14 protein-coding genes and 12 pseudogenes are annotated in these 25,434 nt (G+C 57.8%); 14 read left to right on the top strand and 12 right to left on the bottom strand.

Annotated features, from left to right (window positions below; genetic code table 11):
* Positions 1–119: pseudogene (locus tag EN808_RS31615) on the bottom strand (transposase); the annotation flags it as partial.
* Positions 120–479: 360 nt separating this feature from the next.
* On the bottom strand, positions 480–1,241 hold the full coding sequence (locus EN808_RS31610) for a CmcI family methyltransferase (protein ID WP_135917919.1): 762 nt from the start codon (positions 1,239–1,241) through the stop codon (positions 480–482).
* A 303-nt stretch (positions 1,242–1,544) separates the two neighbouring features.
* Here EN808_RS31610 and EN808_RS31605 point away from each other — a divergent pair, with 303 nt between their 5' ends.
* The 9 genes and pseudogenes from EN808_RS31605 (at position 1,545) to EN808_RS31560 (ending at position 9,696) form a co-directional block, all read left to right on the top strand.
* Positions 1,545–1,793, top strand: a complete 249-nt coding sequence (locus tag EN808_RS31605; RefSeq protein WP_135917918.1) for a hypothetical protein — start codon at positions 1,545–1,547, stop codon at positions 1,791–1,793.
* Positions 1,794–2,802: 1,009 nt separating this feature from the next.
* Complete coding sequence (locus tag EN808_RS31600) at positions 2,803–3,315, top strand: GNAT family N-acetyltransferase (RefSeq protein WP_135917917.1); 513 nt, start codon at positions 2,803–2,805, stop codon at positions 3,313–3,315.
* A gap of 127 nt (positions 3,316–3,442) precedes the next feature.
* The gene (locus EN808_RS31595; protein WP_245525171.1) at positions 3,443–3,679 is read left to right on the top strand and encodes a hypothetical protein; all 237 of its coding nucleotides are present in this window, start codon (positions 3,443–3,445) and stop codon (positions 3,677–3,679) included.
* Between the two features lie 530 nt (positions 3,680–4,209).
* A pseudogene (locus EN808_RS31590) lies at positions 4,210–4,311 on the top strand (transposase); the annotation flags it as partial.
* 70 nt (positions 4,312–4,381) lie between these two features.
* A pseudogene (locus tag EN808_RS31585) lies at positions 4,382–5,130 on the top strand (IS5 family transposase).
* A 507-nt stretch (positions 5,131–5,637) separates the two neighbouring features.
* Positions 5,638–6,099 carry a cold-shock protein gene (locus EN808_RS37730; protein WP_135917916.1) on the top strand — a complete coding sequence of 154 codons (462 nt, stop codon included), beginning with the start codon at positions 5,638–5,640 and terminating at the stop codon, positions 6,097–6,099.
* A 1,185-nt stretch (positions 6,100–7,284) separates the two neighbouring features.
* Positions 7,285–7,861: pseudogene (msuE, locus tag EN808_RS31570) on the top strand (FMN reductase).
* A 651-nt stretch (positions 7,862–8,512) separates the two neighbouring features.
* The gene (locus EN808_RS31565) at positions 8,513–9,271 is read left to right on the top strand and encodes a class I SAM-dependent methyltransferase (RefSeq protein WP_189524215.1); all 759 of its coding nucleotides are present in this window, start codon (positions 8,513–8,515) and stop codon (positions 9,269–9,271) included.
* A gap of 245 nt (positions 9,272–9,516) precedes the next feature.
* Positions 9,517–9,696, top strand: coding sequence for a hypothetical protein (locus EN808_RS31560; protein WP_135917913.1), 180 nt, complete (start codon positions 9,517–9,519; stop codon positions 9,694–9,696).
* Between the two features lie 50 nt (positions 9,697–9,746).
* On the opposite strand, the gene EN808_RS37865 is transcribed toward EN808_RS31560, so the two are convergent.
* On the bottom strand, positions 9,747–11,972 hold the full coding sequence (locus EN808_RS37865; RefSeq protein ID WP_348630951.1) for an IS110 family transposase: 2,226 nt from the start codon (positions 11,970–11,972) through the stop codon (positions 9,747–9,749).
* Positions 11,973–12,236: 264 nt separating this feature from the next.
* Between EN808_RS37865 and EN808_RS31545 the strand changes: the two are divergent.
* Positions 12,237–12,439, top strand: a pseudogene (locus EN808_RS31545) (transposase); the annotation flags it as partial.
* Between the two features lie 501 nt (positions 12,440–12,940).
* On the opposite strand, the gene EN808_RS31540 reads toward EN808_RS31545, so the two are convergent.
* The 3 genes and pseudogenes from EN808_RS31540 to EN808_RS31530 all read right to left on the bottom strand — a co-directional run.
* On the bottom strand, positions 12,941–13,522 hold the full coding sequence (locus EN808_RS31540) for an SET domain-containing protein-lysine N-methyltransferase (RefSeq protein WP_135917912.1): 582 nt from the start codon (positions 13,520–13,522) through the stop codon (positions 12,941–12,943).
* 208 nt (positions 13,523–13,730) lie between these two features.
* Positions 13,731–15,011, bottom strand: a complete 1,281-nt coding sequence (locus tag EN808_RS31535) for a KamA family radical SAM protein (protein WP_135917911.1) — start codon at positions 15,009–15,011, stop codon at positions 13,731–13,733.
* 551 nt (positions 15,012–15,562) lie between these two features.
* A pseudogene (locus tag EN808_RS31530) lies at positions 15,563–15,818 on the bottom strand (transposase); the annotation flags it as partial.
* Positions 15,819–15,820: 2 nt separating this feature from the next.
* On the opposite strand from EN808_RS31530, the pseudogene EN808_RS31525 reads away from it, so the two are divergent.
* Positions 15,821–16,207: pseudogene (locus EN808_RS31525) on the top strand (transposase); the annotation flags it as partial.
* Between the two features lie 29 nt (positions 16,208–16,236).
* Here EN808_RS31525 and EN808_RS31520 read toward each other — a convergent pair.
* From EN808_RS31520 to EN808_RS31500, 4 genes and pseudogenes are all read right to left on the bottom strand, one after another.
* Positions 16,237–17,000 (bottom strand): annotated as a pseudogene (locus tag EN808_RS31520) (transposase); the annotation flags it as partial.
* A gap of 153 nt (positions 17,001–17,153) precedes the next feature.
* Positions 17,154–17,342: pseudogene (locus EN808_RS31515) on the bottom strand (transposase); the annotation flags it as partial.
* Between the two features lie 141 nt (positions 17,343–17,483).
* A pseudogene (locus EN808_RS37375) lies at positions 17,484–17,950 on the bottom strand (transposase); the annotation flags it as partial.
* Positions 17,951–18,168: 218 nt separating this feature from the next.
* Positions 18,169–19,509: a peptide ligase PGM1-related protein gene (locus EN808_RS31500; protein WP_135917909.1), complete on the bottom strand. Its 1,341-nt coding sequence runs from the start codon at positions 19,507–19,509 to the stop codon at positions 18,169–18,171.
* 547 nt (positions 19,510–20,056) lie between these two features.
* On the opposite strand from EN808_RS31500, the pseudogene EN808_RS31495 reads away from it, so the two are divergent.
* Positions 20,057–20,305 (top strand): annotated as a pseudogene (locus tag EN808_RS31495) (transposase); the annotation flags it as partial.
* Positions 20,306–20,557: 252 nt separating this feature from the next.
* Here EN808_RS31495 and EN808_RS31490 read toward each other — a convergent pair.
* Positions 20,558–21,610 (bottom strand): IS110 family transposase, encoded by a 1,053-nt coding sequence (locus EN808_RS31490; RefSeq protein WP_135917908.1) that lies wholly within the window; start codon positions 21,608–21,610, stop codon positions 20,558–20,560.
* A gap of 65 nt (positions 21,611–21,675) precedes the next feature.
* Between EN808_RS31490 and EN808_RS31485 the strand changes: the two are divergent.
* A pseudogene (locus EN808_RS31485) lies at positions 21,676–22,515 on the top strand (IS3 family transposase); the annotation flags it as partial.
* Between the two features lie 887 nt (positions 22,516–23,402).
* Positions 23,403–23,684: a hypothetical protein gene (locus tag EN808_RS31480; RefSeq protein ID WP_135917906.1), complete on the top strand. Its 282-nt coding sequence runs from the start codon at positions 23,403–23,405 to the stop codon at positions 23,682–23,684.
* 172 nt (positions 23,685–23,856) lie between these two features.
* On the opposite strand, the gene EN808_RS31475 is transcribed toward EN808_RS31480, so the two are convergent.
* Positions 23,857–24,777 (bottom strand): IS110 family transposase, encoded by a 921-nt coding sequence (locus EN808_RS31475; protein ID WP_245525172.1) that lies wholly within the window; start codon positions 24,775–24,777, stop codon positions 23,857–23,859.
* Between the last annotated feature and the right edge of the window lie 657 nt (positions 24,778–25,434).

Raw genomic sequence — 25,434 nt, 5'->3', positions numbered from 1 at the left:
GGCACGAGCCCAAGCCAGGCCGCAAAGTCCCGCCCGCGTTTGAAGCTCTCCATCGGCGGAGCAAAGCCGCTGATCGCCAACGCGGTCTGGGGCCCGACACCAGGCATTGTCTGCAGGCGCCGCGCTGGGAACCTGAGTGATTCAACGCGCATCGCAGCGCGGCAGCTTGATGAGGGCCCAATCCACCGACACCATCATGGCCAGCGGCCTGAGGCTGCACAAAAACAGGCCGAACACATGAATGAACCTGACCGCTTCAGTATTGCCATTGCCAGAATCTTCTTGCTCAACGGGGGCCGTCCACACATGAATCATAACCCAGCCTCAGACCGAACCCATAGCAAGCCGATTTTCAAAACGGTCTCTAATCGCTCGGCACACAAATTCAATGTATCGGTTACTCTCTCTCTCTCGCTCACCCAGATCCGACGGAATCACGACCTGCTGAAAAATTACTCAACTTTTTTTGAAACAGACACTTAGGACTTTCGAAGCCATGCATTTGGAGCACAAGTAAAATTGGTTCCGAACGCGTCGGTGTAGTAGGTATCGATCAGAAATCCCATTTTCTCGATGAACTGTAAGCCTTCAATAATCTCTTTGTCTGCGCTTAGCGGGTTGTCTTCTATAATGTAGTAATCTCCTGACACAAGGAATCTCTCCAGATAAGAAAATATGGAGAATACTTGTACGTGCGCATCATCGACTACAATCCACGGATGAGGTAGTCTTGCCAGTAGATCTTCGTCGAAATTAGCTGTGTTGGAAAGATCGATTTGATGAAATGTAACCATTGGACTTCTTGCATTTTCATGGATGCATTCCGTATTAATATCGAAAGAATGAACTTCACCTTGATTTTCGCAGAGCGCAGACATTTGATCGGCGAACCATAGTCCGCTTCCACCCTGAAGAGAACCGAGTTCCAAAATTGTCTTCGGCTGAAGTTCCCAAATAAGCCGCGTGTACAAATATAGATCAAAAGGGGTCTTGAGGTTGATTAATCCCTTATACGTTTGCGCCAAGGCCCCGATTTTTGTGTATTGATTAGGAAACATCTTTGCGTTAAAAGACGAATTCCATCCTCGTGCCGATGGCTTTGCAAAGCGATCGGAACACTCAGCGTTCATAACGTCGCTTAGCGCAATTGCCCAATCGAAATATTTACCCGGCTTTGTTCGGTCTGGGTAGTTCTTAAGGGCAGCCTCGCAAAAAGCCTTATATCCAGAAGCAAGTTTCATAGGTCTATCTCCTTACCGCGTCTGTCATTGTCAGTTCGGGGTGGGCAAGCTCAAGTAGCCCTCTTACAACCAAGTAAGCCTTACTTGATTTGGTGGCTCCCCAGAGAAGCGGCTACGTTTCATGTCCTTGTCCTCTCGATGCCAGAACGAACTTCAAACCAAACCGGATTAACGGCCCCCAATCGGAGAAGCCTGCTAGTTCAGGCAGAAGTTGGAGGCGCAAGGGCACTTCAAAAGCGGCTCACCGATGAGTCCAGCAAAATCTGCCGAATGCTATACCGTGTTCCTTGGAGCGAACTTGACATGTTGAAGACTGATCATCCTCTTGAACTTTCGCACGTTAGGCTGGTTATAGAGCTTTTTCTTGACAAAGAGGCAAAAAGCTTCGACGTCCTCGACCGTCACCATGATGACGAAATGCGCTTCGCTTGTAGCCATCTAGCATTGCGTGTTCTCCTTGGCCGCGCGCATGGCGCGCTTGAAGTGGTTAACAAGGTCCATGCCTCCGCGGTTAAGTTCTACCGTCACAACAACGGCAATATTTGCAAATAACCTTGGATAGGTCAGCGACATACCCACTACAATAACAATCTCCGGTGGAACTTGTCACTCGACGGATGCTATAGCGACCGAAGAACGAGAATTCCGACAGTTCGTCAGAGGCCACCGATTGTTTCTGTGTAGCGCTATTGGGGTCCTTATGTCTAGATCGTTCGCCGTTCAACGCCGGTCCTACCTGAAGATTTAATATTTACTTAGCAATTTTTACAATTGTAGAATTTTCACACGAGGCATTCAGGGTCCACACGTAATCAGATATCCCCCTTCTGGTTCAACCCAAAATCGTCTGAAGTTCGTCTCCTTGTTGGCACGCTTTGCACGGCGACTAACGCACAGTCGGCACGGCTGCCGAGGAATTCGAAGAAGCGCCCGTGCTTCTCTCGTCCTGTTGTGTCCGGCATCACATATGCTTCTGGGGCACTTGAAGTTGGTACCGTGTGGACGGCGGCAGCATTAGGCTAAGCCCGAATCTTAGAATCTTCTACGTTGCGGAAACCAGAGGCGGCGCGGATGCGGTCAGGCGATCCTGGATGGGATCTGCAAGCGCTGGCCTTGGGTCAAGCAGCGTGCGCGGACGGCGCCGCCGCGTTCCGCGTCGTCGTATGTCAGACGATGTCGGACGTACGACGTAGCAGTATTAAACCCATGCTGTATTTTGAAACAGCTTTCGTGTTTGGCACGGCACATGCTTAGGTATCCGCAGAACATCACGGACCAAGCAGAAGGCTTTGTCGCAACCTACGGGCAATGTCTATTCGGCACGAGTGCTCTCGTTTTCACAAGCTGGCGCTGTCAACGCGCCCCTTCTGTAATGCCGCCACCCTATCGAGGATGCGCAATCGAATACGGGCGAATGCCTGGTCAGAGATTGATGAGGGTTACGGCCGCATCATGCGCTACTTTGAGGGTACGACCACCTCATTCGCAGCCACGCTCCTCACCCACCTTCGTGGTTGGGCTGTCGTTTGTGGCGCATCTCTAGAACTGGATTGAACTTCACATGAATCTAGAAACGCAACGCTTATTTATGCGCCCAATACGTGCTTGGGACGCCGATGCCCTGCATCGCCTTCAATGTGATCCGCTAATAGTCGAATCAACGATGCAGGGAATTCCGCCGACGCGGGAAATGTCTGATGCACAGTTATCCTTCTACCTTCAGGAATGGCAGACCTACGGGATTGGATTTTGGATGGTCTATGAACGTCAAGACAATGGTGACTTGCGCTTCGTGGGGCGGTCCGGAGTGAGCCGCTTCGATGATAGTGACATTCTAATCGGATGCGCCTTGTTCGGAGCAACGTCCGGTCGAAGGATTGGGCCGGAAAGCCTTAAGCCAGTGATCGAACTCGCCTTGACAACCCAACCGGTCGATCGGCTGCTTGCTCTCATAAGCCCGACGAATACACGGTCTCTCAGAATGGCAACCGGACTGGGCTTTTCCTGCCTCCGGCCGATTGTCGCTTGGGGAAGGGAGTATCAGTGCTATGAAATGCGCCGTCCCACTCCGTGATGCCCAGGTGATGGGGAAGATAACATCCTCGGAAGCCGATGGTGTTGGATCGTCAGGATCTGTAGTCCCGCCTTGCTCACGGCCGAGCGCCGCACTCAACTTCGTGTGCCGGCTTAGCCGAACCGCCGTGGCCCAGTGCGGGATCGAGGAAGCCGTGCGCGGTTATAAGGCAAAGATCGTGTGCTCGCGGAAAGACGACGCCCGGCCTGCACACCCTGGAGAATATGCGGCACGCGCCGGCGGCAGGGCCAATCACCGCTTCGAGCTCGGCGATGCCGTGCTCATCAAGGACAACCACGTCGCGGTCGCCGGTCCGACATTGAACGAGCGTTGCTGGCAAGCCCATCCGCGCACCGCAGAATGATCCGCTATCGTTCAGACATCGACCGCGCCATACCACGCCGGCGAACCTGGCGCTCAAGATAGGCTCGCTCATCCGCACTCAACACCAGCGGCGAAATCGGCCGTCGCATTGGCCATCGTCTCGCTCCTTTTCAGTCGCGAGCACAAGCCTATTGTGAAATGAACTTCAGTTCCCACATGACTAGGTGGGAGTCGACGCGCTGGAATAACTGGACAACGCGCTGGCAACCCGCATCGACGCGTTCTCCTGGATCCTGTCGATCGAGGAACTGGCCGGGGGTGGCGATGGTCGGCGGCCGCGCGACAACCGAGTCGTCCGGTGTGCGTCAAGTTCTTCAAAAAATGGCGTGGCATTCAGCGGTGACGTTGGCGTGTCCGCCGCGCAGCCCCCGTGTTTAGCGGAGCGGCGGACACGGCGGCCGCGTCTCAGGCGGCCAATCCCCTCAGGCTCTGATCTGAACCCTGAAAACTGGACCGTTCAGCATTGGAGTTTTCCGCGCTAGCTTCCCTGGCTGGGAGGAGCGGAGAACGATGAAGGCATCGAAGTTTTCGGACTCGCAGAAGGCGTTCATTCTGAAGCAGGGGGCGGACGGGATTCCGGTGGCGGAGATCTGCCGCCGCGCCGGGATTAGCTAGGGTCAGGACCCATTAATTTGTTGATTTGAAATCTGTTGGGTGATTCAAGGTGGCAGGAGGTGCTGCCTTGAGTGATTTGCTGATGTTGACGCCGGAGCAGATGCGCCGGATCGAGCCCTATTTTCCTTTGTCGCATGGTGTGCCGCGTGTAGATGACCGCCGGGTGCTGAGCGGCATCCTGTTCGTGATCCGCAATGGCCTTCGCTGGCGAGATGTCCCTTCCGACTACGGTCCGCACAAGACCATCTACAACCGCTTCATCCGCTGGAGTCGGCTGGGTGTGTTCAACCGCATCCTGGCGGAATTGGCCGCGCAGGGCGGCAAAACGGACAATCTGATGATCGAAAAGCGCATCGCACTGCCGCCAGCCTCCTTAAAAAGGGGCTCTATCCCGATATCGGACGCAGCCGAGGCGGACTGACCACCAAGCTGCAAGTGGTCTGTGACGGCAAGGGACGTCTGCGGCTGCTGCATCTGAGCGAAGGGCAGGCCAATGATCACAAGACTGCTGCGGCAGTGATCGAGGATTTGCCCGCCGCCAACGCCCTGCTGGCCGATCGGGCCTACAGTTCAGCGGCCTTCCGCCAGGCGCTCGTCTAGCGCGGTATCACGCCATGCATCCCACCCCATGCCAAGCATCGTGTTCAGCACAGCTACGATCCTGTCCTATGCCGACAACGCCACAGGATCGAGAACATGTTCGCACGCCTCAAAGACTGGCGACGCATCCACACCAGATACGACCGATGTGCTCACACCTTCCTGTCGGCGATCGCCTTCGCTGCAGCCTTCATCTTCTGGATCAATGAGTCCTGACCCTAGCACTACTTTGGCAGTTTAGGTTTGATGGCGCCTGCGAGCAGCTTCTCACAGTGAGGACATCTGCGGGGTGGCGGCCGCGTGAAGAGGTCAAGAATGGCTTTCTAACGGCTGGCATGCTCGGTTGTGGCGGTGGTCCGCCGACTCTTTTTTTTCCGTCCCGCTGCTTTGAGGCGGCGGGCTTGGAGAAAGGCGTAGGCGATCATGGTCATCTAGGGGACGCCGCCGCAAAAACAACCCGCGCGGTTGAGGATAGTGGCCGGTCCTAAGGGCGCCGCGGCTCTGCGAAACGGCGTTGATCAGCCAGCCGTCCGATCCTATTCATGAGAGAGCGCAACGCCTCCCTCCTATGCCAGCCGAGAGAACATGAGCAGGTACAAAGACCATCGCAAGCCACGTCGGCATCGAGAAGACGACGAGCCGTTTTCTTTTCCGGAAAAGTCTTTCGTGCCCAGCTTCTTTTAGCGGCCGCCGCCCGCGGTCGCGGCGCCTGTCGAAGCCGAGGTGAAGTGGTTCAACGCAAGCAAGGGGTTTGGCTTCGTCAAAACATCAGACGGCACAGAGGCCTATTTGCCCTTGCGCGTGTTGGAGGCGATTGGAAGTCGCGTTGTCGCCGAAGGAGCGCGTCTCAGGGTCACGTTGGAAGAAACGAAAAAGGGTCATCAGGTAGCGCAAGTACTGGAAATCGTAGAGGAGATTCCGAAAAGTTCAGCGAATGCGCTGGCCGGTGAAACAGCCGTCGTTCCGCCGCAAGCGCAGTTCGCTACAAGGGGCACCGTGAAGTGGTACAATAGTGAAAAGGGCTTTGGCTTCATTGCGCCTGAGGGCGGAGGTAAAGACGTCTTCGTTCATGCATCCGCGCTATCCCGCTCTGGGCTCAGCGCGCTCGTCGAGGGACAGAAGGTGCTGTTCGAGCAGGGGCCGGGCAAGAAAGGCATGGAGGTCCAGACTATTCGTATTGGCTGAAACTGCCTGATCAAGTGCGTTCAATTGAGTGCTGCGACCAGCGCAGGGGACCCGTCACCGCTTGCCTGACAGTCTCACCAGAGCCGCTGCCGGCGGCCGACGCATACTGTTGGGGGAGCGGGGGGTACATGAAACGTCGGTCGCCGGCACTAGGCGAAGGCTGAGCCGTCGACGGGCGGACGGGCAGGCTAGGCGCGAACCAACGCCTCCAATCAGAATACCCGCTCATGGTAAAGAAGCCGTTACTGCCGTGCACGCCATTGGTGGTGTCTTTCGGGCGCCGAACACTCATAACGTCGACCCAGCCAGAGCGAGAAGCGGCGGTCGAAATAGCTGTCTCGCCGTTCGGTCTCCGCCTGGACCTGAGATTCGACCACGTTACTGGTCAGAATAGAGGCGGTTGGTGTCTCGTCGGCGGCACCTGGGTCGAGCAATGGTGTTAGCATGCGTGGCCTTGATAGGCTGCAGGTAATTTGACGACCGGTGGCTAGGCCACTGTACCGGCTCGATCGCGTGCCGCAACATGATCGTCAGGCTTTGCTGAATCAGCAAAGCCTTAAACGGACCAAGTTCTAGGAACGACGTGTTGCTTTTTGAATGAGCCGAGCGCCTCCGAAGCCGTGTGCTTCGTAGGCCTTATCGATCCGGCAGAAGTGAAAAAGCAACAGACCGCTCATTTCGCGTGCACCTCCAAGTTCCATAATTCATATTACGCAACTTTATTGAATTCTGGGTAAATAGTGCTATCATAGGATGCGGTTGGGTCATAAGTTCGGTATTTCGAGCCATAAGTTTGCACTCGCCCTCTGCAACGACCTGATTGCTCACGTTCTCCTGAGCTTGCCAGAGTCCATCACGGCCTTTGCGGAGGTTACGATGTGGACGCGGCCGGCTCGGCAGCCGCAGGAGGGACAGCACGATTTTGTCGCCTTCGGCCGGGCTACAAGCACCATCTTGTCGGCCTGTGGGAGAATTTGGACAATCGAAAGCTCGGGCGAGACCAGCGAGCGGAAGGCATGGAGCACGGGCGAACACCGGCGTCGACTGCAATTCCGACTCTATGGACTCATTCTCACCGCCCGTGAATCCCGGCACCTGCACCAAATATGCGGAAGATCCCAAGTTTGCATCGAATGAACCAATTGCAGCCTAAGTGTGGCACTGATCGCTTTGAGGGAGCCAGGAATGTCGAAAAAGTTCGCAATCGGGGTTTCGGGCAATGTTACTCGCCCTTCGAAGACCAGGCTATTCGTCGACCAGATAGTCGGGCAGGTCGCGACGAAGATCGGCGCCGCTTCGGCTACTTTCGATATCGAGGATATCGGCCGGTCCTTTGCGCAGGCCAGGCGGCTTAGCGACCTTGATCCATCGGCCCGAAACATCGTCGAGTAATTGTCGAGCGCCGCTGTCCTGGTAGTCGGCTCGCCGACGTTCAAAGGCAGCTACACTGGACTGTTCAAGCATTTCTTCGATCTGCTGGAGCCATCCTCGCTTAAAGGAAAGCCAATTATCCTTGCGGCGACTGGAAGGCGGAGAACGTCATTCCCTCGTCGTGGAGCATCAGCTTCGGCCGCTCTTCGGCTTCTTCGAGGCATTGACCATCCCGACAGGCATCTACGCCTCCGACCGGGACTTCGCCGATGGCGTCATCATATCCGAAGCCATCCGCAACCGCACGGAACAAGCCGTAATCGAAGCGTGTCGGCTGGTCGGAGAGACGGGTAGCCGCCATCACGACAAGGATCGGAGCCATGCGGGGTGACACCGACAACGACTACCTGTTCAGCGACAAGGTCTATTTCATCAACCGAACAATGTGGGCGGTTTGGACACGCCCAATGCGGGACCGATTACCCGTATGATCCTTCCATGTTCCATGCCCAACCCTGGCAGACTGACAGGTGCGCGTGTCGATTGCTATGTCCGCACCGCTTCGCCGAGCAAGAGTCGGTCGGCGTCTGCATTGATTCTTTCGAGGCCTGCTCAGGCCTCGCGTTCCGCCCGCTGGATCGCTCGGCCACCCAAGGCGGCCTTTTATCACGAGACTTCGACCCGACTGCTCACCCAGCCGAACCGCTCGTCAGCGTCAATCGACAATCTGTGGATGGAACCTTCCGTCGATATGCGCCTTCGAGACCGCACGGAGAGAAGAGGGCTAGGGGCGTCGGTTCTGAACCGGAAATGTCCGGGTGAGACGTTGGGCATGTTGTTCGGCGAGGCTACTGTTTGTTGCAGAACTAAAAAACAAAAATTTTCTCGAGTTCTCGATGAACCTTTATAAAACGGTTAACAAAATATTTACAACAATTTTCTTTCAACACTTCCTATAACATGAGAAATAGCGCAGAGGCCGATATAGCTCTTTGCGCAGCTCATTTAGCCTGAACGAATCCAACATAGCAGGATGATTCACATGAACGATGCCACAGTCCAACATTCCCTATCCGAACTTGAAACATACTTCAGTGAAGATTATTTGCATTTCGCCGACCTCGTCAATCCGCCTGAGAAAAGCGACCGGGAAGCGGGAGCAATCTGGAAGCTTCTTTCACTTGGACATGGCAGCCCAGTTCTTGAACTCGGATGCGGCTATGGGCGGATTACCAATCGATTGGCGGAAAAAGGCGCGCGAGTAACCGGCTTGGATACCTCGCCGATTTTGCTGAAAAAGGCTGAAGCGGATGCTGCTGAACGGACTCTAGATGTTGAGTATGTTCTTGGCGACATGCGCTCGCTCCCCTGGCGGGATCGGTTTGACGCGGCCTTTCTGTGGTATTCGACGTTTGGCTATTTCGGTGAAGCTGATAATGAGAGAGTCCTTCATGAAGCCGCTGCTTCACTTCGAAAGGGCGGTCGTCTGCTGATCGACCAGATAAATCGGTTCTTTTTGCTAAGTCAGCAGTCGCCTAGCTATCACATCGTGCAGCGCGACGATGATCTAAGAATCGACACATACAACAAGGACCCGCTGACCGATCGTTTTAACACCGAAAGGATCGTCGTTCGTGGTGGTTCCGTGAGACGTATGCGTCTTTCTATCAGACAATATGGGTATTCCGAATGCGTTCGCATGTTGCAAAATGCAGGGTTCGACTCTGTTGAAGCCTATGGACAGGAAGGCGCAGAATTTGCACCCTATGGCCCGCGTCTCGTCATTATCGCGTACAAGTAGATGGCTGCGAGGCCGATTCGAAGCCGAGCATTGATCGCGCTTAGCTCCGAGCGGCGACCATCGATGTTCCCAAGTAAGGCGGTAGCTGACAACAACCTGATTCGAAGGAACCGCCGAAGGGTGTTTTTTATCTCCTTGGCTGCGCAATTCGCAAAAGCCGGACAGGGGTTCGGCTAATTCCCGTGGAGTGCACCCAGACTGAGATAAGCCAAATCGCGCCCCAGTTTCCCTGCAAGAGACGAAACATGGCCGGACGGCAAAGAGTTATTGATCAGGCCCAAAAGCTGGAGCTTCTCCAGCGCATGAAGGCGGGCGAAACCGTCAGCAAGTTAGCCGACGAGGTGGCATCAGTCGCCAACGACTTTACGAGTGGCGTGATCATCGTAAGCGGTGCGCCAAGGCACCTTTTGCCGAAATCGTCTTGACGGTTAGGTCAGCCGTTTGTCCGCGCGCCGGCACCGATCACTTCGGATCGTCATAACGGGTGACGTAATGGAGTTCGCGCAGGGCGGGGATGACGAGGGCGATGTCTTTGTATGGCTCGTGCTCGATGAAGTGCGCGGTCTCGGGCCCCGGCCTGGGTTTGCCGAGGGCGGGCCGCCCCTTTTTGTCGACGCAGTAGATCAGGATGGGCAGCAGCAGGCCGTGGTTGGGGTTCTTGAGGTCGAGGAGCCTTTTCCAGCGTTTGATGTTGAGATTGATAGCCGCGTAGAATCCCTGGCACCACGGCCGTGGGTCGATGCCGCCACTGGGGTTGGTGGTGAAGCGGGGCGCCATAATCCTGCGGTCTGTTAAACAGGGTCTCGTTGATCCGGTTGTGGATCCTGGCGACGCTGGCAAACACGGCGTGATCGGTTGCAGAGCCTTTGGCCAGGACGCCGCGCGGCAATCCCATGAGCGGGCACATCCAGTCTTGCGGGTCCGCGAACCGCGGCCCGGTGACCGATGCCGTTACGAAGCCATCCAGCGCCGACATGGTGCGCACCAGCGGGCGGGGGCTGGTCTTGGCGGCCATCCAGGCCTCGAGCGCCGCGTCCGACAGCGCCATGTCATCGATCGCGCTCATGCCGCCAAGGGGAGCGGCATGTCTTGGCGGCGCACCCATAACAGGCATCGCGCGGCGGTGCGGACGCGGTAGCGCCGGGCGATTGAAGGGGGTGGCGTGCGCTGAAAGCGGCATGGATATCGGTTCCGGCATGTGAGGACCGGCGCCGCGCCCTGCCTGGGAGAGCTTGCCGGTGAGCCTACAGGATTTCCCGTGCGAGCGTGTCGAGACGCAATCAAGGCTGGCCGGTGCGATTGGCGCCCCGGCCGGCTGCGAGGTTTCCAGGCCACGCCTTGACTGCGTCGAGCACAGCGCCATTCTGGAGCGGACCGAGGCGTCGGTCGTGCCGCCACATTTCCTTGTGCTATATTTGTCCGGCACGGACGACCACGTGGCAAAGAGTGGTGCGAGAGGATGAGAGTGCCGCCACGCAGCCGTTATAGTCGTTCCTCGTTTGTGGCGTCCGTGCGCCGCTTCGGCCCTCGTGACCGCCAATGCCGAACCATCAGCTCGTAGGCACGTTCGGCGTTCTCGGCCGCGGCTTTCTCGCTGTTTCGCAACTCCTTCACGTTGTAGGCGTAAGCCGAACCGCGGCGACCCGACACCGCGCTCGCCTGGCGCGCCAGCCTTGAGAGCGAGCTGCCTCTGCTTTGCCGCCACCAGCGCCGGGCGAGCCCAGAAGTAGTCCTGCTCCTTTGTCAGCAGATGCCAGATCAACACGGCGAGCTTGCGGGCGAGCGCTACGGCTGCGACCTGATGGCCGCGCTTGTTGCGGATGCGCAGGAAGAAAGCCCTGAGCGGTCCGGGCGCCTTCGCCGCCGCCCAGGCGGCCTCGACCAGCATGGCGCGGGCATGGGAACGCCCATGTTTGCTGATCCGGCCATATTGCGCCAAGCCAAGACCGGATTGACGCACACGCGGATTGAGGCCGAAGTTGCTCACTAGCCTCTGCGGCTCGCGGAACCGCCGGATGTCGCCGACGGCGGCGATGATACCAGTCGCGACGATGGCATTGACGCCGGTGATCGTCTGAAGCCGCCGGACTTGCACATCATCAACCGCTTCCCGGGCGATGTCGCGATCGAGGTCCGCCAGATCCTCGGCCAGGCGGTCGATCTCGCAGATGTGGCGGGCGATAGCGGCCCGCTCGTCGTCGGGAAGCACCTGCCGCTCGAGCCAGGCGCGACCCCGACGGTTGAACAGATCGGCATGCGGGCACTTCGGCACGAGGTGCGCCTGCAGGATGCCATGCACCTCGTTCTTCACGCGCGTGCGGTGCCGCACGACCTGGTTGCGCCGCGCGACGAGGCGGCGAAGCCGCTCGGTCCGCTCATCGGGAACCCAGACCTCCGGCAGAAAGCCGCTGGCATGGAGCTGCGCCAGAACCCCGGCATCGATCTTGTCGGTCTTGATCCTGGCATGGGCGATCGCCTTCACCTGCATCGGGTTGGCGACAATCACCCGGCCGACATAGGGCGACAGAACCCGCACCACCGCCATGGCGTTGCCCGTAGCCTCGACGACAATCTCATCCGTCCTTCGCAAACTGCGGCCGAACCCTTCCAGTCCCGACCGGGTCATGTCGACCCGTCCGTGATGGCGCAGTTGGCCATCTTCCCAAACCACCACCTCCGCAAAGGTGCGGTGGATGTCCATTCCAATCACGCCTCTCATCGGCTCCTCCTCAAACAATCGGGAGCCGGCGGGCGACGCGACACCTACGGATCCGCGCTCTCGGCGCAACCGGGCAGGTCGCAGGGGCGGCCAGCTACTAACGCGAGCTCGCAGCTCATCGAATACATCGGCCTGCCCGCACTTGGCGTGCTCCCGGTGCCCCGGTCCCGGATGGTCGCACCATACGCCGAAAATCGATCATCTCCAGCGGGGATCGGATGGCACCGTCATGATCCATACCGGCTTACCAACGCCATCGAGGCGCTGAACTCGAAGCTGCGCCGCGCCGTTCGCACCAGAGGACACTTCCCGAGTGACGAGCAGCCATGAAGCTGCTATATCTTGTTCTGAACCATGCGGCCGAGGACTGGAAACGACCGCCGCGCGAATGGTTCGAGGCCAGGACCCAGTTCGCTGTCGTGTTCGGCGAAAGGTTCGTCAGCCAATGACGAAACCGGCCTCGCGCACAGAATTCCTGACACATGACCGCACTCGATCACATGCCCTATGCTTCAGGTTCTTCCTTCCAAAACGGCTGGCACCACACAAGAACTTGACGTCGGACAGACTTCATGCGTGCAGGTTACCGCACGGAAAAAAGACCAGTTGCGGCTGACCGTCGTCCGGCCAGTGCTCGTCGCGAGCGACTTGCCGACGAAGCGTTGGCTGAGCCGCACCGGACCAACTCATGTGAGCGTCGCCACGGAAGGCCCGAATCGTCCAAGTCTTGCATCATCCTACAGATGCCGACGCCTTCGTCTACGGTGACGCAGACGGCCTAGGCAGGTCGGCGGCGTCGGGGATGCGGCCGACTGAAAGCTCGCTATGCCCAACCTGACTCCGATCACATGGACTGCGAGCGCTTCAAGGCCAACTAAGAGCGCTCTCCACCGACGCCCAGCGGTGCGGAATGCAGCGCCGAGCAGGTCTGTGGAGAATATGCCTTGCACCTAGGCACCGGCAAAGTTGAAAATACCCTTATCGTCTCCCCGGGGGTTGCCCCGCTTCTCCTTGAGATACGGTGCGTACAGTCCGGATATGACCATCGGGTGGTCGCGGGGCAGCGTGGCGAAACCTCCGGCTGCGCCCCGGCAGTTTTCCGCTCCACAGAGACAGACTGATACCCCCACGCACGCAAACTCTGAGGTAGCATAGTCCCAGGTCAATTCGACACCACTGAATATCTCCCGGATAGCCATGAAGTCGTAGGCTCCGAATCGATTAGGAACGATTGCTAAATTGGGGTCGCAAGAATGGTTGATAATGACAGCTGGCTCCTCAAAGAGAGCATGGACACCCCAATCTAATTGAATCGAGTCCGTCGTTCGAGCCGCTTCTAGACGGGCAATCAGCCCAATGACAACGACCTCACCCGGCATGAAGTCGCGAGCCGAGAACACGCCGCGGCCTTTATCTTCACTGACATTGAGGACTCTCACGTTATGGTCATTGAGTTGCCTTGCGCAACCAACGTCATCTAACATTATGGAAGTGGTCTTGACACGATACTTGTCTATTTTTGGTCTCGGCATGCCAAAGTTCCTTTCATGAACGTGGCTCGGTTCTGACTAGGTGCCATATTTCTGCGGGAAAGCCCTCGAGAAGAACTGTTTACAACGAACTTCTGCAGCAACAACTCCCGCACTCAAGCTTTTGAACTGACGCTCCCGGCTAACGGATTCATAAAGTCTCCTATGGAGGCAGCGCTCGTGCGCGATGCCATGCCGCAGAGTCGATTATTCAACCCGTCGCCGACTTGGCTTGAGCGGCCTGAACCGCATCGGTCAGCATGCGCTTGGCGCGCTGGGGATCTAACCATGCCGTCTGCGCATCTGGAGAGAGAGACTGCAAAGGATCAGGATATATGAACAGCTGGTCCGGCCGGACAGAGGGAGCCCGGTAAACAGCAATCCCTGTCTGTCTATTATAATACTCGAAACTGTGAATGTCGCGTTTTCCGCCGCCCCCCGGCGTGTCGACAGCAAACAATGGAGTGTTGTAGCCAGCCGTGATCCCGCGTATGGCTTTTTCTATCTGGCATGCAAGGCTGAGCGAGCAACGCATGTGCTCGAGTCCATCGACAAGATCACAAGCAAAGACGTAGTACGGTTGTATATGCAGGTGCGAGAGTTTTTTGACGAGTCCTTTCATGACCTCAGAATCGTCGTTGACGCCAGCCATCAGAACCGACTGATTGCGCATCCTTATTCCGCGCTTGAAAAGAAGCTCTGCAGCCGCAGCCGTGTAGTGTGTGATTTCTCGCGGATGGTTGAAATGGGTATGAAGTGAGATGTCTACGCCCTGGTTCCTGCCAGCATCGCTAATGTTGACAAGAGCATTAGTCCATTCAAGATCGCTCGTGACTTTCATAGGCAGTACGGCGAGACCTTTCGTCGCGAATCTGATGCGGCGAATTGAGGGGATGGACAGAAGTCCTCTACCAATCGCGGAAAGCTGAGAAGAATTCAGTTGAAAACAGTCTCCTCCTGAAACCGCAACATCAACGATGACGGGGGTCGCGCGAAGATACGCAACGATAGCATTCCATCGGGCTTGGAATGGCGATGCCCTTTTCTTCGACACCGATTGCGTGTCCAGGCCGACGCTGTAGCTGCGGGTGCAAAAACGACAATAGGCCGGGCAGCGATCCGTCGCGAGCAAAAGCGCCTTGTCTGGATAGCGATGCACCAATCCATCTACAGGTGAACTTTCTTGTTCATGTAGCGAATCCATTCTTAGCAACGGGTGAGATGGAAGAATTTCGCTTCCGACGGGTATGAACTGCTTGCGGATCGGGTCCTGGAGGAAATTCGACCAGTCGATTAGGCTCAGAACATAGGGGGTGATCCGCATCGCCATAGGCGCGCGCGCGAGGCCGAGTTCAACGTCTCGCATTAGGTTACCGTTGGGGTCGTCCTCCATCCGCTCGCGCAACTGATCCACGCTAGTGACAGCGCAGCGCTCCTGCCATGCGGCGTCAGCGAATTCAGGTCTTGTCATCTCTCGCGCAAAAGGATTCATCGGAACTTCTCTTCGGCGGAAAAGAGGAATTGGACGGGGTGTCGGCGGCTTGTGACGCCTTATTGATGACTTCGCGAGAACCGTGCCGAATGAGGCAATCCTTTTAAACCAATATGATGGCGCGGCAGTACTATTTCGCCCGTCTGAATTGTCGGAGATCGGACAACACTGAATGTTACCTGCTGTGGACGACCTCCGGTCCCAGCATGTTGCACCACCCGCTCTTCGCGCGCGGCTGACAGGATGCGATGCACCTTAATGCCCGATGGCGGAGAATCTCGGGATCCGCTCCTGCGGTTACGCCTTCGACATAATATGCGAAGCGGCACGGGCCTTGAGCCCGGCCTCGGTGTGTGAAGTTCTCTGGTCGACGAGTGACAGTTTAGGTTGGAAGGGGCCACACCCTTCCCGGCGGTGAAGTTGTTGTGACGGCGGGGCCGGGGTGAGCGATCTCCTCAAGCCTCTCGGGCATTTCCCTGATCCGGCGCCTGGGCCTTGATCCGCGCCTTTTCCCAAGGTGCCGGTGGCGTGTCGCCAGCATCTCCCGGGGCGCTCATGCCGCGCACGTACATGGATACGATCTTGTCATCAAGGCCGGGAAAACGGCGCTGATACTTCGCGATCAACTGCGGATCGAACGGTCACGCGGAACATCGATTTCCAGCTTGCCGGTCTCGGTCGTCATGTCTTGCGGCCATAACCGTTACGCATGTTGCCAGCGTCTTCGCCACTGGCAAGATCATGGTCCTTCTCCGGGTTCAGCGCGCGATCGGTCAGAGCCTTCTTGCGCCTATCAAGCAGGCCGCCCTATCGCCGGGCTGCGATGCCACGGTCTTGTCGCGCCATGGATTGTCAACGCGCCTATGAATGCCGCCATCTTCGAACACTACGTCGAAACGCAGCTCGCTCCCGAACTGTCGCCCGGCGATGTCGTCATTCTCGACAATGTCGGCTTCCACAAGAACGAGCGCGCTGCGCAACTGGTTCGCCCAAGGGGCGCCTGGCTCCTGTTCCTGCCGCCATACTCGCCCGACTTCAATCCGATCGAGATGGCCTACTCAAAACTCAAGGCGCACCTGCGAAAGAAGGCGGCCAGAACCTTCGACACGCTTTGCGAGGCTCTCGGCGATATCTGCCACCTGTTCGAGCCAACCTCAGCGGAATCCCTTGCGATTCAACCTGAGAGTCCTCTCTGATTGGGGTCGTTGAGGTCAAGCTGCTCCTTCACGCGGGCACGGGCCATGCCGCGCCGCTTGGCGATGTTCAGGCCCCAGGCCCCTGAGGCTGGACCATTTCTTCGAGCGCACCAGCAGCGTGTGGGCCGCCTCGTAGAGGGCGGTGCGGGCGAGTTCATCGCCGCATCGGCTGATCTTTCCTGGATGTCGGTCTCGCCGGACTGGTGGCGCGCCGGCGTCAGCCCCAGATGCGCCCCCACGGCCCGCGAGGAGCCGAAACGCTCAGGTCAGCTCCCGTCAACTCACGCACGCGGCCGGCGAACGCCTTGTGCGACGGCAGGCCCAGCTTGACGCCGGCCTCGCGCAGGATCGCCCGCACTATGTTCTCGATCGAACGCATCTCGTTCAGCACCGTGCGGCGGGCAACCAGTAGCGAACGCCACAATCGGCACTGCCTGCTCTTGACATGCACCTGCCGATACAAGCCAGTGCGCATGATCTGCGCCAGCGCGCGGGCGTCATTGCGGTCGGTCTTGTTGGGCATCGTCTTCATCGCTGCGTTGGCCTGCCGCGTCTCGCAGGTCGCCGGCAAGCCTTCGGCGTGCAGTCCATCGTGAAGCCAGGCCGTCAGCGAGCACGCTTCCAGGCCGGTCCGATCAAGCGGCAAGCCGCTCCCCTTCAGCGCGTCACACAATGCCTGCGGATCGCTCAACGCTCTCGCCTCCTTCATGATCCGGCCAGTCTCGTCGACAATGCAAATAGAGGTCTCTTCCAAACACACGTCCAGTCCGGCAAAGACAGGAGCAGCCGCCATCAGCTGGCTCGGCAGAGACCCCAATCACCCCATCTGACGGCTCTAGACCGCGCTGAAAGGCCGGACATATCACCGCAGCTATCCCGCTGGGTGAAATGTCTGAAAAAGCGCTTGCCCGCGTGGCCGTTCCACATATGTCGCGCTACAAGCCGCGAAGACGCTGTTCCAACCGCCGAATACATCGGGAAGATCGCGCCAGGGGGAACCTGATCGCACAATCCACAGCACCGCCTCGACGAACATCCGGTTATCGCGGCCCCTCGAAACCTTCCGATCGGGAGGTCCCATGATCAGCGGCGCCATCCGCTCCCATGCCGCGTCAATCAATACAAAACGATCCATCATCCCCAAGGCTGCCTCTCCAAGACTCCACACCGCCTAGAAAGTCAGCCCTCAGAGCCTTTGGTGTTAGAGTTTCGCTGTGCTGTCACCCTTGCGTGCTGTGACGCGGGCGTCCGTATCGTGCGACGATCGCTCGGGTGTCGGCGACGCCGAGACCACGTCGATCAGCGTGGCATCCAGCATGCGTACCGCGCTTCAGGATCACGCCGGGCTTCTCCAACTGCCGGTCGAATTTCGCCAAACAGCTTCTTCAGCAGCCCTTCGCTGACAAGCAGATTGCGAAAGCGCGACAGCACCGTGTGGTCGGGGATCGTATCGTCCAGCCCCAGCCCATCAAAGCGTCGGAATTACAATCGGTCGCCCAGCGCTTCCTCGAGTTCGCGATCTGACAGTCCCTAGAGCGATTGCACTAACACGGCCTTAAACAGCACCAGCGGCGGCGATGCCGCCCGACCTGGACCGCCATCGCGCAGGGTATTGAGCAACCTCTCGAAGCGGTACCACTTCACCAGGCTAGACAACCAGTTGAGCGGCGAGGAGCCACCCGACAGCTCGTCGGCCAGAAATGCCTCCACGAGACTCAACTGACCTGTCCGCTTCACCGCCATCGGTTTGTCTTCCGAGCTTATGTCTCAGAGAAGCACAACCAGCGAATTACGCAACAGGCCCCGGTCTGGGGAGGGCGGCCAGCATCCCATCTTCCTGGTGAAGCCTGGTCGTCGGCGACAGGCGCGTGCTCGTTCCCACATGCGCAATGATCGGTGGCGTATCAGGAGCGCCGAAACTTTCCATAACGGCGCCCTATCGGGTAATTTTCTGATAGCGGTCAGCGAGTTCTCTCCGTCAGTTTAATTATATCTCTCTCGATCATTTTGGTCTCAGCTAAATCTACGCCAACAATTACCACGTCAAACGGCCCTTTATCTTCATAGCCCTCCGTTATCACAATCGCCCCGCGCCTTTCGGCAGCCTTATAATGAAGTCCTTGCTCTTCCAGTCTATCAACTAATTCGGAGAATGGAACGTCAATAGAGATGTCATCGTGAGATAAGACGACACGTTGTCCATTTTTGATGTCAGCTTCCAATCCTACCGAATTCAATACGGCCCTGACCGTAGAGAAACCTCCGTGCCGTCCATTAACCTCACATGCAAAGAAGCCAGTCTCTTTGCCTCTTACGATGTCCACGCTGAGCGGTCCAAGATGCCCAACCTTCTGAGCATAATCACTAAGTTTTTGACACCATGAAAAAACATCATTAGGCAAGTCGTCGAGAAGCGATTTAGCCCAATAAGCCCCAATATATGCTGGATCGAACAGGATTGATGCAATACCGACGAACTCGACCTTATCTGGACCAATGTTGAAGTGCACACCGATCGACGAGTCATTCTCAGTATATACCTCCACAATCACCGGCTCGTCTTCTGTCACAAGTAAACCAAGATCATGAACGGCCGCCGCTACCGAGTTTTGATCACCATTTGCAACACAAACTGAGCGCGCAGCTCCGTGAGAAGAGCCTCCTCTGGACGCAGATCTCGAAATAATACTGTTACCTTCGCCACCTGAACCAAAGGCAGTCTTCAGAATGGCCTTATCGGAAACCGAAAGAGCTCTACAGACACCTTCCGCCAATTCCCTTGAGTTAATACAAATACTACCATTGGCGATCGGAACACCCAGATTTCTAGCAAACTCGCGAAATTTCACTTTGTTGTTAAGAAGGCGACTGGCTTCGGGACTTGCCTGAACGCTCCGATTTGCAGATGCTACGGGAACATCACCGACAATTTGGGCAACGGAAATAGATAATTCGTCGAGTACAAACGGTTCCAGACATTGGACGCCGGATGCCAACAAAGGCAGCGAGTTGGTCAAACAACCACTATCTTGGAGGTCTTTTTTCGAAAGTGGCGCGGGACGCCTAGTGGATGTCGTAGAGGTGGACAGAACAACGATACTCCGTTCACCCGTCAGGTAGCTAAAGTAGTCTAAGAATGGCGTCGTCACCGGCGTGGGCGTGATACAAATGTCGTTGCTTCTAGCAAGCCAAAGCATTCTTTTGGCCCACCTCGCACTTGCTTGCAACGATTCATCCGATGGACAAGAAGATGGCGAAACGATTGCGTCGGATCCAGTATTGGCCAGTATTATGCGGGTCACTGTCGCCTCCTATGAGGTTTTAGAGGTTGTTTAGTCGTTCATCAATCAATGTGAATCAGCAAGAAGTCGCATCGGGCCGTTCGTGAACAGAGATCGCTGCATAGTGGCATGCGTTCCAAGTAGGACCGATCGGAAGGCGCTGCGTTGGCCGGCCTTTATATAGTGGTTGTTTGGTGATCCGACGTATATTTCTGAAGTATATGTATAACACGTGCTTGATCGGAGAGTTCCAGAAATGGGCAGTATTAGAATCGATCATAATTGCTCCGCAGCCAACTCAGCAGGCAGACAGGTGTGCTGTTTCTGTGACGCCAGCCGTGTCGGCTCGCTGTGAAAGGATCAAAATTCGTGCCAACTAGTGAAAGAACCTTAGGCAGAGTGTTTCGCCAAAGTATCAAGAGCTTATGTTGGCGCGCGGCGCATAAATGGGCCAACGTCATTGTTCCAAACGCGACAAACCTGACGTTCCAGGGTAGGTCCTGTGACTTGAGACCCTGAAGCTCCTCCAGTCTTTGGTAGAGTCCGTCCCGCTCAAGGAGACGGACGAATGAAGCGTTCACGGTTCACGGAAGAACAAGTCATCGCGATTTTGAAGGAGCAGGAGGCGGGAATGAAGACCGCCGATGTCTGCCGCAAGCACGGGATCTCGGAAGCGACCTTCTACAAATACAAGGCCAAGTTTGGTGGCATGGACGTTTCCGACGCCCGCAAGCTGAAGGCTTTGGAGGAGGAGAACGCCAAATTGAAGAAGCTGCTGGCCGAGCAGATGCTGGACAATGCCATCCTGAAGGATGTCACTGCAAAAAATGTATGGTCCGCCCCGTCCGTGCAAGGGTTCGCGACATCGCCGACGACGATTCCAGTTGCATAAATGTATCCGGCCTCTCGCGAGTGAGCTGCTGTTGCAGCCAGGCCATGATGAGATCCGCGCACGCCGTTCCCAATAAATGGTTCGGGCACGAAGCCCGCTTTTTTGCACAGGGCTTACGGCATGCTGATCCACTGTTTCGTCATCACTATTCCCGAGCCTTGCAATCGAGCCGGAGCGTCAGGCGAAAGCAGGGTCCCTGCGTTCGTAGAGCGCTCCCGGCTTGGTCAGGACAACCCAGACAATGCGCGCCATCTTGGCGGCAAGTGCGACAACGGCTTTGTTCGGGTGCATACGGCTCTGCAACCCATCAAGCCAGCTTCCCAGGCGATCCCGGGGTCGATCCAGGTGGCGAAAGCATGATCGCGCGCCATGAACGAGCAGCTTGCGAACGTAGCGGTTCCCGCGCTTGCTGATACCGAGTAGCTTCTGTTTGCCCCCGGTCGAGTATTCTCGAGGGACAAGCCCCAGCCATGCGGCCAGGTCGCGAGCCTTCTGGAACTGGCATCCGGTGCCGACGGCCGCCAATAGCGCGGTGGCTCCCAATGCTCCGATTCCGGGGATCGTCATGAGCCGGCGGGCAACATCTTCTCGGTCTGCAATCGCTGCGATCTCCCTAGTCACGTCGTTGATGCGCTGCTCCAACTGGCGCAGATCGGCGAACAGGTCCACAAGCAGTTTGCGCATTGCCGGCGAGAGGTCATTCGACAGGTCATCGAGAACCAGTGGCAAGTCGAGCTTGAACAGTCCGGCGCCCTGTCTCAATGCGATGCCGTATTCCAGGCAGAATGCTCGCATCTGGTTGATCAGACGGGTTCGCGTGCCGATCATCTGGTCGCGCACCCGATGCAAGGCTTGGAGGTCGGCTTGCTCCTCCCTCTTGATCGCGGCAAATCGCATCGTCGGCCGCGTGGCTGCTTCGGCGATAGCTTCGGCATCGATGATGTCGCTCTTGTTCGACTTGACGTAGGGCTTCACGAACTGCGCTGGGATCAGGCGAACCTTGTGCCCCAGTGCCTGAAGTCTCCTGGCGATCCATTGCGATCCAGCGCACGATTCCATCCCGACGATTGCTGGCGCTGCCCGCTCAAAGAACTTCATCAACGTATCGCGTCGGAAGCGAACTCGCTGGACGGGCTCGCCGTCGCTGTCCAAGCCGACGACGTGGAAGATGTTCTTGCCGATATCGACACCATAGACGGCCGCGGGGCGCGGCGCATTGCGTAGGGACATTGCAACCTCCTTTGTTGTGACTGCCCAGATGATGCTGCGGGAGGACGGGGCGGACCATCCCATTAATGGTGACGCCCGTTGCCAAGCGATGCGCTGTGGCCCACGCCTGCGAGCAGCATGGGGTGAGCCAGCGTCGGGCGTGCAAGGCTCTTTTCGTCGATCGCTCGAGCGTTCGCTACACGAGCATCCGGCCGGATGATGCCGCCTCTCGGGCCGCGATGAAGACGGTGGCAGCCGAACGACGCCGCTTTGGCTACCGGCGCATCCACATCATGCTTGAACGGCAAGGGATCGTGATGAACCAGAAGAAGCTGCGGCGGCTTTACCGGGAGGAGAAGCTCCAGGTTCGCAAGCGTGGCGGTCGCAAGAGGGCCTTGGGAACGAGAAGGCCGATGATCGCGTCAGGCGGGATGAACGAGCGCTGGAGCCTGGATTTCGTCAGCGATGCCTTCACAGATGGTCGGCGGTTCAGGGTTCTGGCCGTCGTAGACGACTTCACGCGGGAATGCCTGGCGCTGGTCGCGGATACGTCGCTGTCGGGCGCCCGCGTCGTCCGGGAACTGGATGCCATCATCGCTCGCCGCGGCAGGTCTCGCACGATCGTCTCGGACAACGGCACCGAGCTGACGTCGATGGCGGTCCTCAAATGGTGCCAGGAGAGCGGCGTCGAATGGCATTACATCGCGCCCGGCAAGCCGATGCAGAACGGATTCGTGGAGAGCTTCAACGGCCGGTTTCGCGACGAATGCTTGAACGAAACGCTGTTCTCCACCCTCACGCAAGCGCGGACCGCAATCGATCTATGGAAGGAGGACTACAACCAGAACAGACCACACTCAGCCCTGGGCAACATCACGCCCATCGAATTCGCCATAAAAATGGCGCTGGAAAAACAGGCCGCATGAGGCCAGAAATGAAGCGCCGGACTCTCCATTGAAATGGAGGGAACAAGGGTCTCAGGTCACCTGTAGTACGATCTGCATCCGGTTGCGAACCATCAGATCGCCGCCTTTATCTCGTCGCGCGGTCTGAAGCTCTTGAAATTTGTCGAAGATTAGACGCAGCCGAGCCTGAACCTCTGGATCAGGGTTGAACAAATTCTGGGCGGAGCGGTTGTAGGGCAAGCCACTTGGCAGCGATATGCGAAGCTCGCCTCGCGCGGCCTTCTGGCGCTCCCCCTTGATGCAGGCGGGTGCGGATCTGGTGCAACTGTCGCGATCCGGCGGCTAGCCGCCGCTACATCGGCGAACCAATCCTCGCATTCGCGGCGCAGCTGGGGTCCGAACCGTCCAGAGGACTATGCCGCGGTACCGAACGTGCCGGTCGAGGTCATCACTCGGGTGCTCGTGCGGCACGCGCGTCAATCGGCAATCTGCTCAAAGGCTTCGGCCCTTCGTCGCCCTGTTCGCCGGACAGGAGCGGCCGCCGAATTTGTCGCCGGGCGGGCGCTCCACAGCGAAGGACGATCTGAGAGCGCCCCTTAAGATGCTGGCGCAGCTGTTGCCGGTTGATACCGACAACCTTGTGGCGCGATGCCGCGAGGCAGTGGAGAGGTTTGCGATTGCGCTCGGCGTGGATCGTCTCACCGCAACGGCACCCACTTGTCCGCCTTTCTCGACCGCAAGGACAGATTCATCCGCGAAAGAGCGCAGGACGGAAAGTCGTGGTCGGCCTGGTCGCTCACACGCGGTCCACGAAAGAAGCCCCGGGCGTCCCGGGCGATCGCATAGGGGCCGAGATCAGCGCCGGCGTCGTATAACGGGCGAAACGGCTGAGCAGCAAATGAGGGAAAATGGCGTATTCCGATCAAGCGGCGCTAGTGGAAAGTTTCATCGAGACCCTCTCGGAGGCCACGGGCAACCCCGTTTCTCCCCTCGAGCAGTCCGGCGAACCCCTGCGGGGTGCGCTGCTGTACGCCCAGATCGATGATCGTCCAGTCCGACTGTCGATCGAACTCAAGCGCTCCTTGCTCCCTCTCGATGAGCGCGAACCGGTATGGCGCATGCGCGACATTGCGGCAGCGAGCTGCAGAACCTTCCATCCCGGTCCTTTTGGCGGAAACGATCTCGCCTGAGTTGGGGCAGGAGCGCAGCGGATATTTCGATGAGAGCGGCAGCCTTTTCCTTATTGCGGGACGGCGTCTTTACCGTATCGACAAACCAAGATCCAGACGGCAAGGCCGCTCGCTGAGCAATGTCGTCGCCGGCAAGCGAGCCCAAGCACTTCACGCCACATGGCAACTGTGTTCATGCGAAAGCTTTTTTGTCTCGGATGATGGCGTTGAGGACGACGAGGAGCTTCCTTGCGACGGCGATGATGGCCAGCTTCTTCGAGCCTGAACGGGCTGCGATGGCGCTGTAGCAAACTCGGAAGCGCTCACATGCTCTGATGGCGCCCAGCGCTGCCATGTAGAGGGCACGGCGCACACGCGATCGGCCGCCCTGAATCTGGCTTCTGCGATTGAGCTTGCCGCTCTTGTTGTCGAAAGGGGCAAGGCCGGTGAGTGCCGCGATCGACTTGGGTGACCGCAGGCCGAGCTCGGGTGCCAGCAGGGAGAATGCCGTGACCTTGGAGACACCTGGCACGGAGACCATCAACGCGTTGTCGCGGGCAGTCTCCTCGGATTGACGAATGGCCTCGGCGATCCGGCTCTCTATCGCCTTGATGCGTGTGTTGAAGGTGGTGGTCAGCTCTTCGAGCTCGCTGATGACGGTCTCGTCAAAAGCCTCACTGCGCTGCTTCTTCAGCCTTGCCCTGATCTCGACCAGTTGGTCGCGCAGGCGGGCAAGCGATTGAAGATGTTCGCCTTCCTCGCGCGGCGCCGGCTCGGCCTCGGGGTGATAGCGCCGGCCGTAGCCGCTCAACATCCTGGCATCGAGACGATCGGTCTTGGCGCGCCGTCTCGTCGACTTGGCAAAGTAGTGGGTATGCGCCGGATTGTGCCGCGAGAACGCAACGCCGGCCTTGGCCAGCGCATGGCGCAGCAGCCGGTCATGAACGCCTGTCGCCTCCATGACCACAAAATCCCGGCCAGGCTGAAGGCCTGCCACGTAGGCAGCGGTCGCATCGGCCTGGTTGTCGATGCGCCGGCAACGACTGCTTGTCTCATCAAAAAAATCGAGCCACATCTTGGAGATGTCGCAACCGACATAGTTCTGCATTATCATGTCCACGCCTCTTCCTGTGGTGCGGGGTCTGCTGCTAACAGCCCCGTGCAACTGTTCAGGTTGATGGTTCATCGGTGGGAAGGGACCGAGCCATGCCGCGGCCTGTCCTCAAAAAGGACGACCTGGATCCTCTCGGTCTCCTTCCCACTTCAACCATACCATCGGAACAACACACAGGATCCTCGGGCAAGAATGGTTCGGTGTCTATCAGGTCGCTGAGCGCGCCCTCGTTTCGCCGGCGACCGCTTCGGAGACCTTGATTGCGCTCGTACGTCGCGAATGGGTTCCAGTGCGCGGCTCGGCTCCGCCCAAGGAACGCCGTCTGATAAATGCCACGGATTGCTAAATGCGTGGTCCGCTTACCACGCGGAGGCAAAGCCCAGAGCGACACGGCACTTCTATGTGCGATCGACAGCGGCCTCTTTCAGCTACTTACCGCGTTCAAGGCGAAAAGCGGGGTTGGTGTTCTTTGCAACACATCGCTAAACCTCAACGGTGCCGGCTTCATCAATCGTGCAGCGAGTTGCTAGCTTATGCCCGGGCCACAGGTCTCGACGGACTCGTTATCAACCATGCGTTCTATGTCCTTAAGGGGCCGCCTGTGATTCGTTAGTCGACCGCTCGTCCGGCATGCCGAAGTGGTATCCCCGTTTCGAG

It is taken from the genome of Mesorhizobium sp. M8A.F.Ca.ET.165.01.1.1 (assembly GCF_004792065.1).
GTDB lineage: Bacteria > Pseudomonadota > Alphaproteobacteria > Rhizobiales > Rhizobiaceae > Mesorhizobium.
Note: the sequence above shows the minus strand (reverse complement) of the source record. Positions and strands in the feature narration are given on the sequence as shown.

Excerpts from the sequence above, each read along its gene's own strand:
- EN808_RS31610 (WP_135917919.1), bottom strand. The coding sequence starts at position 1,241 with ATGAAACTTGCTTCTGGATATAAGGCTTTTTGCGAGGCTGCCCTTAAG.
- EN808_RS31605 (WP_135917918.1), top strand. The coding sequence starts at position 1,545 with ATGTTGAAGACTGATCATCCTCTTGAACTTTCGCACGTTAGGCTGGTT.
- EN808_RS31600 (WP_135917917.1), top strand. The coding sequence starts at position 2,803 with ATGAATCTAGAAACGCAACGCTTATTTATGCGCCCAATACGTGCTTGG.
- EN808_RS31565 (WP_189524215.1), top strand. The coding sequence starts at position 8,513 with ATGAACGATGCCACAGTCCAACATTCCCTATCCGAACTTGAAACATAC.
- EN808_RS31560 (WP_135917913.1), top strand. The coding sequence starts at position 9,517 with ATGGCCGGACGGCAAAGAGTTATTGATCAGGCCCAAAAGCTGGAGCTT.
- EN808_RS37865 (WP_348630951.1), bottom strand. The coding sequence starts at position 11,972 with ATGGACATCCACCGCACCTTTGCGGAGGTGGTGGTTTGGGAAGATGGC.
- EN808_RS31540 (WP_135917912.1), bottom strand. The coding sequence starts at position 13,522 with ATGCCGAGACCAAAAATAGACAAGTATCGTGTCAAGACCACTTCCATA.
- EN808_RS31535 (WP_135917911.1), bottom strand. The coding sequence starts at position 15,011 with ATGAATCCTTTTGCGCGAGAGATGACAAGACCTGAATTCGCTGACGCC.
- EN808_RS31490 (WP_135917908.1), bottom strand. The coding sequence starts at position 21,610 with ATGTCCCTACGCAATGCGCCGCGCCCCGCGGCCGTCTATGGTGTCGAT.
- EN808_RS31480 (WP_135917906.1), top strand. The coding sequence starts at position 23,403 with ATGGCGTATTCCGATCAAGCGGCGCTAGTGGAAAGTTTCATCGAGACC.
- EN808_RS31475 (WP_245525172.1), bottom strand. The coding sequence starts at position 24,777 with ATGATAATGCAGAACTATGTCGGTTGCGACATCTCCAAGATGTGGCTC.